Source organism: Sinomonas sp. (genome assembly GCF_051955515.1).
In the GTDB taxonomy this organism is placed as follows: domain Bacteria; phylum Actinomycetota; class Actinomycetes; order Actinomycetales; family Micrococcaceae; genus Sinomonas.
Map to the genome: position 1 here is coordinate 1 of NZ_JBQCGQ010000305.1, position 8,117 is coordinate 8,117.

The 8,117-nt window shown below is 71.2% G+C and carries 6 protein-coding genes and 3 pseudogenes; 7 read left to right on the forward strand and 2 right to left on the reverse strand.

Annotated features, from left to right (window positions below; translation table 11 throughout):
- The 5 genes and pseudogenes from ACTHL9_RS18225 to ACTHL9_RS18245 all read left to right on the forward strand — a co-directional run.
- Positions 1-464 (forward strand): annotated as a pseudogene (locus tag ACTHL9_RS18225) (Bcr/CflA family drug resistance efflux transporter); the annotation flags it as partial.
- Between the two features lie 83 nt (positions 465-547).
- Positions 548-1,843, forward strand: a complete 1,296-nt coding sequence (locus tag ACTHL9_RS18230) for an ATP-binding protein (protein WP_440520681.1) — start codon at positions 548-550, stop codon at positions 1,841-1,843.
- A 43-nt stretch (positions 1,844-1,886) separates the two neighbouring features.
- Positions 1,887-2,984, forward strand: coding sequence for an App1 family protein (locus tag ACTHL9_RS18235; RefSeq protein ID WP_440520682.1), 1,098 nt, complete (start codon positions 1,887-1,889; stop codon positions 2,982-2,984).
- 84 nt (positions 2,985-3,068) lie between these two features.
- On the forward strand, positions 3,069-4,226 hold the full coding sequence (locus ACTHL9_RS18240; protein WP_440520683.1) for a type III polyketide synthase: 1,158 nt from the start codon (positions 3,069-3,071) through the stop codon (positions 4,224-4,226).
- Positions 4,223-5,362: an FAD-dependent oxidoreductase gene (locus tag ACTHL9_RS18245; protein ID WP_440520684.1), complete on the forward strand. Its 1,140-nt coding sequence runs from the start codon at positions 4,223-4,225 to the stop codon at positions 5,360-5,362. The genes ACTHL9_RS18240 and ACTHL9_RS18245 overlap by 4 nt, the downstream gene beginning before the upstream one ends.
- On the opposite strand, the gene gluQRS is transcribed toward ACTHL9_RS18245, so the two are convergent.
- A complete protein-coding gene (gene gluQRS / locus ACTHL9_RS18250; RefSeq protein ID WP_440520685.1) occupies positions 5,346-6,245 on the reverse strand; it encodes a tRNA glutamyl-Q(34) synthetase GluQRS in 900 nt (299 codons plus the stop codon). The genes ACTHL9_RS18245 and gluQRS overlap by 17 nt on opposite strands.
- Before the next feature lie 45 nt (positions 6,246-6,290).
- Here gluQRS and ACTHL9_RS18255 point away from each other — a divergent pair.
- Both ACTHL9_RS18255 and ACTHL9_RS18260 read left to right on the forward strand, forming a co-directional pair.
- A pseudogene (locus ACTHL9_RS18255) lies at positions 6,291-6,767 on the forward strand (MarR family winged helix-turn-helix transcriptional regulator); the annotation flags it as partial.
- A gap of 80 nt (positions 6,768-6,847) precedes the next feature.
- The gene (locus tag ACTHL9_RS18260; RefSeq protein WP_440520686.1) at positions 6,848-7,615 is read left to right on the forward strand and encodes an SGNH/GDSL hydrolase family protein; all 768 of its coding nucleotides are present in this window, start codon (positions 6,848-6,850) and stop codon (positions 7,613-7,615) included.
- Positions 7,616-7,727: 112 nt separating this feature from the next.
- Here ACTHL9_RS18260 and ACTHL9_RS18265 read toward each other — a convergent pair.
- Positions 7,728-8,117 (reverse strand): annotated as a pseudogene (locus ACTHL9_RS18265) (FAD:protein FMN transferase); the annotation flags it as partial.

Sequence of the window (8,117 nt, forward strand, 5' to 3'; positions counted from 1 at the left end):
TCAATGCTGCCGGACTCATCACGTCGGGGTACATCTCGTCGCGGCTCGCGCGCACTGTCGGCCCCTTGCGGACAGTTCGCGTGGCCGTGCCGGCGTTGTTCGCCTTCTGCGTCCTGACGCTCGCCGTCGCCCTCCTCCCGACGCCGCGCTGGCTCCTCGCCGTCCCGATCTGGCTCACGGTCACCACCGTGGGATTCATCATGGGCAACTCGACCGCCCTGGCGCTCGACGCAGTCCGCCACGTCTCAGGCAGCGGCTCCGCCGGGCTCGGCTTCGCTCAGTTCGTGTTCGGCGCGGTCGTGTCACCGCTTTCCGGGATCGCGGGGGCGAACACGGCGCTCCCCATGGCGGTGCTTATGACGACGGCGGCCGCCGTCGCCACGCTGCTCTTGGTCGTCGCGGCCCGGCGAGCGCGAAGCCTTGCCGGCGATCGCGAACGCGACGAGTCCGACGAGCGGAAGTGACTGCTACGCCCCCGCAACCCTGCGGCCGCCGTCCGCCGTTAGACTCGCCTCGACCGCCTCACGCCGCGCGAAGGAGCACGACCATGACCCCTTGGCGGATCCGCGATTTCCACTCATCGGACCTCGATGGCATCCTGCACCTCTGGAGCGCCATGACGTCGTCCGGCATCGAGCCGGTGTACTCGCTCTCCGAGGTGCTCGCGAGCTGTCAGGCGGATTACGCCGTCATCGCCGTCCAGGGCGAAGACATCGTGGGCGCCGCGGTGGCCCGCGCGGCGCACGAGCAGGGGTGGATCGTGTTCCTCGCGACCCTCCCCGAGTGGCGCAGCCGGGGGATCGGGACCGCGCTGCTCGCGGCGCTCGAGCACCGGATGGCCCCCCTCGGGCTCACCAAGCTCTCCGCCCTCATGCCGGACACGGAGAAGCGGATCAACGCGTTCCTCAACCGCGGCTTCAAGGACGTCAAGAACCTTCGCTTCTTCGAGCGCCAGATCCCGGTCCAGCGCGCCGAGCTGGAGCCGCTGGCCCAACTGGGAGGCCGGGTGCTGCCGCGCGACCTCTGGGAGAACGTGGCCGGGATGCAGAATGAGAAGCAGCTGCTCGAGCGGCGCCTCGTGCTCCCGCTCGCGCAAGCCGAGCTCGCGGACGAATTCGGCGTCGTGCCGCCGCGCGCCGTCGTCCTCTTCGGCCCTCCCGGCACCGGCAAGACGACATTCGCCAAGGCGATCGCGTCCCGGCTCGAGTGGCCGTTCGTCGAGGTGTTCCCGTCCCGCCTGGCCGCGGACTCGGAGGGCCTCGCGGGCGCCCTCCGGCGCACGTTCCTCGAGATCTCCGAGCTCGAGCACGCGGTCGTGTTCCTCGACGAGGTCGAGGAGATCGCCTCCCACCGGGCTGGCGACCCGCCGAGCCCCAATCAGGGCGTCACCAACGAGCTCCTCAAGATCATCCCCGCGTTCCGCGAGCAGCCTGGGCGGCTCCTGGTCTGCGCCACCAACTTCATTCGCGCGCTCGACTCCGCGTTCCTCCGGCACGGGCGGTTCGACTACGTCATCCCCATCGGCCTTCCGGACGCCGAGGCGCGCCGGGCCATGTGGCAGCGGTTCATCCCCGCGGCAGTCGTCGCGGGCGTGGACGTCGAGCAGCTCGTCGAGCGCACGGAGGGCTTCTCGCCCGCGGACATCGAGTTCGCGGCCCGCTCGGCGTCACAACGCGCCCTCGAGAAGGCGGTGTATGCGCCCGCCGGGGCGGTCGAGGCCACCGGCCGCCGCGGCCCCACGACCGAGGACTACCTCGAAGCCGTCGCCGAGACGAAGACGACCGTGAGCGAGGAGGTCGCGGCCGACTTCCTCGAGGACATCGAGCAGCTGGCGCGCGTGTGACACAGGTTCTGTCGCGCGGGTCAACCATGGCAGAGTGTTCGGCATGACTGGAGCCCTCCTGAAGGCCGCCCACCGCGTCGGGGACCGGGTGCATGCCGCTCAGACGGCGGCGGCGCGCAGACTCGGCTTCATCCCGCAGATCGTCGCCTTCCGGGGCTACGGCACCACCTCGCGCGTGCGGATCCTCGCCCGCGTCCTGTATGGCCCGCCCGGGCTGCACGAGCTTGGCGCGAATACGACGACGGCGCCTTCCCGAGGGCGCGACCAGTCCCGCGACGTCGGCTGGGCCGAGCCGCCCACGCCGACTGGCTGGACGGGAACCGAAGACATCCGCGGCTGGCGTGCCTTCACGAGTGTCCCCATCGAGTACTCGGCGGTCACCATTGAGCTCGACGGCCAGACGGCGACCGTGCGTGCCGATTTCGGCGGGGTGATCGACGCGATGGTCACCGCCTCCCTCGAACCGGGGTGGCACCCGGTCAGGCTGAGCGCGGAAGGCATGGAGCCCGCCGTCGGGCAGGTCTTGGTCGTGGATCCGGCGGCGAGCTTCGGCATTGTGTCCGACATCGACGACACCGTCATGGTCACGGCCCTGCCGCGGCCGTTCCTCGCCCTCTGGAATACCTTCGTGCTCAGCGAGCGGGCGCGCACGCCCACGCCGGGGATGTCCGTGCTCCTCGATCGGCTCGCCGCGCGCCACCCGGCGGCCCCGGTCGTCTATCTCTCGACGGGCCCGTGGAACGCGGCACCCACCCTCTCGCGCTTCCTTGGCCGCAATCTCTACCCGGCCGGACCTCTCCTGCTGACGGACTGGGGGATGACGGCGGACAGCTGGTTCCGCAGCGGCCGCGAGCACAAGGCCCGGAACCTCGCACGCCTCGCGGCCGAGTTCCCGGACCTGAAGTGGCTCCTCGTCGGCGACAACGGCCAGCATGACGAGTCCATCTACGCCGAGTTCGCGCGGCGCCATCCGGAGAGCGTCGCGGCTGTGGCAATCCGCGAGCTCTCAGCGGGCGAGGCGGTGTTCTCCGGCGGCACGACGCACGACGGGCGGCCGACCCCCGTTCCGGGCATTCCGTGGGCGGCTGCCCCCGACGGTGCCGGGCTCGCGGAGCAGCTGGAGAAGTTCGGTCTCCTCTGAAGCGCTGGACGCGCACCAGTGCCGATCCCGAGTTCGAGGGCCCAACCCTTGCCCTCGCGGCCCTTCCCGTAGTGAGAATGGCCCATGACGGTCCTCATGCGGTCCCTTGAAACTGCCGTTCCATCGACGGTCCTGAAGCAGGCGGAGGCCCGCGACGTCTTCGCGGCACAGGAGGGACTCACCAGGCTGGGCACGCGCTTGGTGACCACGTGCTTCGACGCCGCGGCCATCGACACGCGCCACTCCGCCGTCGCCGAGTTCTCGTGGGACCTTCCCGAGACCGAGCCGGACTTCTTCGACTCCTCGACCGGCCGCATCCTCAATCCGAGCACCAAGACCCGCAATGACCTCTTCGTCCGCGAGGCCACGCCCCTCTTCGTCGACACGGCGCGGCGCGCACTCGAATCGGCCGACGGCGTCGCTCCCGAGGACGTCACCCACGTCATCACCGTCTCGTGCACGGGCTTCTTCAACCCCGGACCCGACTACCGGATCGTCCGCGAGCTCGGCCTGCGCCCCTCCGTGCAGAGGTACCACCTCGGGTTCATGGGCTGCTATGCGGCCTTCCCAGCCCTGCGCGCAGCCAAGCTCTTCTGCGAGGCGGACCCGACCGCCGTCGTCCTCGTCGCGATCGTGGAGCTGTGCACCCTCCACGTCCGCAGCTCGAACAACCCTGACACCATCTTGGGCGCGTCGCTCTTCGCGGACGGTGCGGCGGCCGCCGTCGTCACAGCGCGCGACCTGCCGCTCACGCGCCCTGCCCTCAGCCTCGACGCGTTCGAGACCACGCTCACGCCGGTCGGCGAGGAGACGATGGCGTGGAACATCGGGGATCAGGGCTTCGAGATGGTGCTGGGCTCGTATGTGCCGCACATCATCGACGACCACATCACCGGCGCCCTCGCGCCGCTCCTGGCCGCCGACCCCGTGCTCGCCGGCCGCCCGTACCACGGCATCGAGCACTGGGCGATCCATCCGGGCGGCCGCAGCATCGTGGACAAGGTGGTCACGCGCCTTGGCCTGAGCGAGGCCCAGGCCGTTCCCGCGCGCGAGACGCTGCGGGAGTTCGGGAACATGAGCAGCGCGACGATCATGTTCGTCCTCGAGCGCATCCTCGGCCTTCCGCGGGCGGCCGGCGGAGCGGACGACGACGGCGGCCCCGGCGCCGAGCGCGTGTGCGCCATGGCCTTCGGGCCGGGTCTGACGGTCGAGACGGCCCTCCTGACCCGCGTGCACCCGTGACGCATGGGGACGAACAGCATGACGTAGTCATCGTCGGCGGCGGGCCGATCGGGCTCTGCCTCGGCGTGCTCCTGGCGCAGCGCGGCACCGATGTGGTGGTCCTCGAAGCCCGCTCCGAGCGCACGAACCACTCGCGCGCGATCGGCATCCACCCACCAGGGCTGCGCGTGCTCGCCGCCGCGGGCGTCGCGGACGCGCTCGCCGCGCAGGGGGTGGCCATCTCCCGCGGGGCGGCCCGGTCGCGGGGGCGTCCCATCGCCGACCTAGCGTTCGACCCTCCCGACCTCGCCGTCCCCCAGTGGCGCACCGAGGGGACCCTCGAGGCACGGCTCGCCGAGCTGGCACCGACTGCGCTCCGCCGCGGCGTGCGGGCGGCGGGCTTCGCCGGGGTGGGCGACGACGCCGCGACCGTTCGGGCCACAGGTTCCGCGGGGGAGCCGAGGCTCTTCCGCGGCCGGTGGGTGGTGGCGGCCGACGGCGCCCGCTCGCCCCTGCGCGCGGCGCTCGGCATCCCGGTCCAAGAGCGGGGGTATCCGGACGCGTACGTGATGGGGGACTTCGCGGACGGGACCGCCGACGGCTCGGCCGCTGTACTGTACCTCGAGCCCGAGGGGATCATCGAGTCGTTCCCGCTTCCCGGTGGGGTGCGACGTTGGGTCGTCCACACGGACACGCTTGTGACCGTCCCGACCCCGGACGCCCTCGCAGCGCTCATCGAGCAGCGGACGGGAGCCGCAGTGGACCCGGCCTCGAACACCATGCTCAGCTCCTTCACCGTTCGCGAGCGGCTCGCCGCGTCGATGCGCCGTCACCGCGTGGTGCTCGTCGGAGACGCGGCGCACGAGGTCAGCCCCATCGGCGGTCAGGGGATGACTCTCGGCTGGCTCGACGCCGAGGCCTTCGCTCCGCTGCTCGCCGACTCCGGGCACGACGACTGGCCTGAGCTGTGGGACGAGGTCGAACGCGAGCGACGGCGGGCCGCGGCGGAGGCAGCCCATCACGCCGCGCTCAACATGGCGCTCGGCAGGTCGCTGCCGCCGAAGGCGATGGCCGCGAGGAATGGGATCATCCGGGGGCTCTACGGCCTCCCGCCGCTGCGGTCATGGACGGCGCGGCGCTTCACCATGCAGACGTGACGGGGCAACCGGGGTCCAGGATCCAAGGCTCCCTCGGCAGGGCCGACGGCGAGAACACTGCGAGGGCTTCCGTCAGCGTGCCCGGCAGCCCGACCGACTTGAGGAGGAACGCCGTGACCTGCTCAGCGGAGACTCCCTCCGCGGCGAGGGCGGCGAGCGTGATGGCTCCGTCGCGCTTCGCGAGCCGCCGCCCGGCGGCGTTGAGCACGAGCGGGACGTGCGCGTACTCCGGCACCCTGTTCCCGAGGAGCCCCGCGAGGTACGCCTGCCGCGGGGTCGAGGGGAGGAGGTCGTCTCCGCGCACCACTTGGTCCACGCCCTGGGCTGCATCGTCCACGACCACGGCGAGGTTGTAGGCGACCACGCCGTCGTTGCGCCGCAGCACGAAGTCGTCCACGACACCGACGTACCGTCCGTGCAGCACATCTGTGACGGCCCACTCGGTGACCCCAGCGCGAAGGCGGATGGCGGCGGGACGCTCGGCGCGTCGTCGTACGCGCTGCGCCTCCGCGAGACCACGGCATGTTCCCGGGTAAGCGCCCTGCGGCGCGTGGGGTGCGCTCGGAGCCTCCTGGATCTCCCGGCGCGTGCAGTAGCACTCGTAGGTGAGGCCGGCGTCGGCGAGCCTGCCGAGGGCCTCCTCGTAGACCGGGGTGCGCTCAGTCTGGCGCACCACGTCGTCGTCCCAGTCGAGCCCGACCGCCGCGAGGTCCCGCAGCTGCACCGCCTCCGCGCCAGCGCGCGCCCGGTCCAGATCCTCGACGCGCACCAGGAAGCGACGGCCGCTCGACCGCGCGAAGAGCCATGCGAGGAGCGCTGTCCTGAGGTTGCCGAGGTGGAGCTCGCCCGACGGGCTGGGAGCGAAGCGGCCGGCGGCAGTCATGCCCTTAGGGTAGCCACCCCTGACCTCCGCCTATGCTTGGTGTCCGTGACGGAACCACGCTGGCTCTCGGCCGAGGAGCGCCGGGCGTGGCTGGCTCTCCTGAGCGTGACCACGCTCCTGCCGGCCGCCCTCGATGCCCACCTGACCTCCCTCGGCAAGCTCTCGCTCTTCGACTATGACGTCCTCGCCATGCTGAGCGAGGCCGATGGTCGCGCCCTGCCCATGAAGGAGCTCGCGGCGCGCACCTCGGCCTCGCTCTCGCGGCTCTCGCACGTCGTGTCCAAACTGGAGAACCGCGGCTGGATCGACCGTCGGCCGCACCCCGACGATGCCCGCGTCACCACCGCCCACCTCACCGACCTCGGATGGGAGACGATTGTGGATCTCGCGCCAGAGCATGTGGAGCGCGTGCGGGAGATCGTCTTCGACGGGCTCGACGACAACGACGCCCGCCACCTCGCGGACATCGCCGAGAAGATCGTGGCGCAGCTCGACGACGCCTCCTGGATCTTCCGCGACACCGCGCGCGATCCGGAGCTGCCATGCCCGAAGCACCGGGACGCGCCACTCGACCAGCAGGCCGACGACGGCGGGAGCGCGGCATGAGCGAGACCTTCAGCAGGCGCTGGGTCGCCTTGGGGGATTCCTTCACGGAAGGTGTGGGCGATCCTGATGCCTCGCGCCCGAACGGGGTCCGCGGTTGGGCCGACCGGGCCGCCGAGCAGCTGCAGTCCGCAGACCCCGGTTTCGGGTATGCCAACCTCGCCATCAGGGGGAAGAAGCTCCGGCAGGTGCTCGCCGAGCAGCTTGAGCCGGCGCTCGCCCTCGAGCCCACCATCGTGACCGTGTACGCGGGAGCGAACGACATCCTGCGGCCCAGGGTGGACATCGACGTTCTGCTCGAGGAGTACGACGCCGCCATCGCGCGCCTGCAGCACTCGGGCGCGCAGGTGCTCTTGTTCACGGGCTTCGATGCCGGATCGTCGAAGGTGTTCGGCGCCATGCGCGGCCGCACGGCCATCTACAACGAGCAGGTCCGGTGGATCGCGGACCGGCGCGGCGCCACCCTCGTGGACTACTGGCGGTTCCATGAATTCCAGGACTGGCGCATGTGGGCAGAGGACCGCATGCATATGTCCGCACTGGGCCACGCGACGATGGCCAACCGGGTGCTGGGCGTGCTCGAGCACGAGGGCCTCGTGGACCTTCCGGACGTGCCCGAGCTTCCGGTCCTCAGCGTCCGCGAGCGGTTCCGGGCGAACGCGACGTGGGCGCGGGAGTTCGCGGGGCCGTGGATCATGCGTCGCGTGACCGGACGGTCCTCGGGCGACGGCATGAGGCCGAAGTATCCGGAGTTGACCCGGCTCTGACCTCGGCGCTCCTGTCCGGTTCTTCGAGGGCTTTTGGGCGTGTCGGGCCGGATGACCGGCGCGTCACGTCTGATGACGGCGAGAAGTGGACGGTAAGACGGCGAAACGCCCGTCAGGCCGCGTGCGGGGCCCTGAAACCGGGGGTTGCGAATAGCTCGCCGTCCCGGGTGACGGCCAGAATGTCCACGTTCCACTCCAACGCGGCGATGTCGAGCAGCTCGCGGCCGCCCGCCACGATGGCCGTTGCGAGAACGTCCGCCGTCACGATGTCCGGTCCCGCCACGCTGACCTGGACGAATTCGGACTTTCGGCCGCCCACCCCCCAGATGTGGTCGCCGCGCTCGGCGGAGCCCGACGTCGCGAGGGCTCGGCGGGCTCCGGAACCCAACGGGTAGGCGCCCAGCAGGGTCCGACGATCCGCTGGATCCACGACTCCGGCAAGCCACGACCGCCCGGGATCACCCGGCGACGGCGTGCCCGAGACCAGCACGTCGCCGCCGGC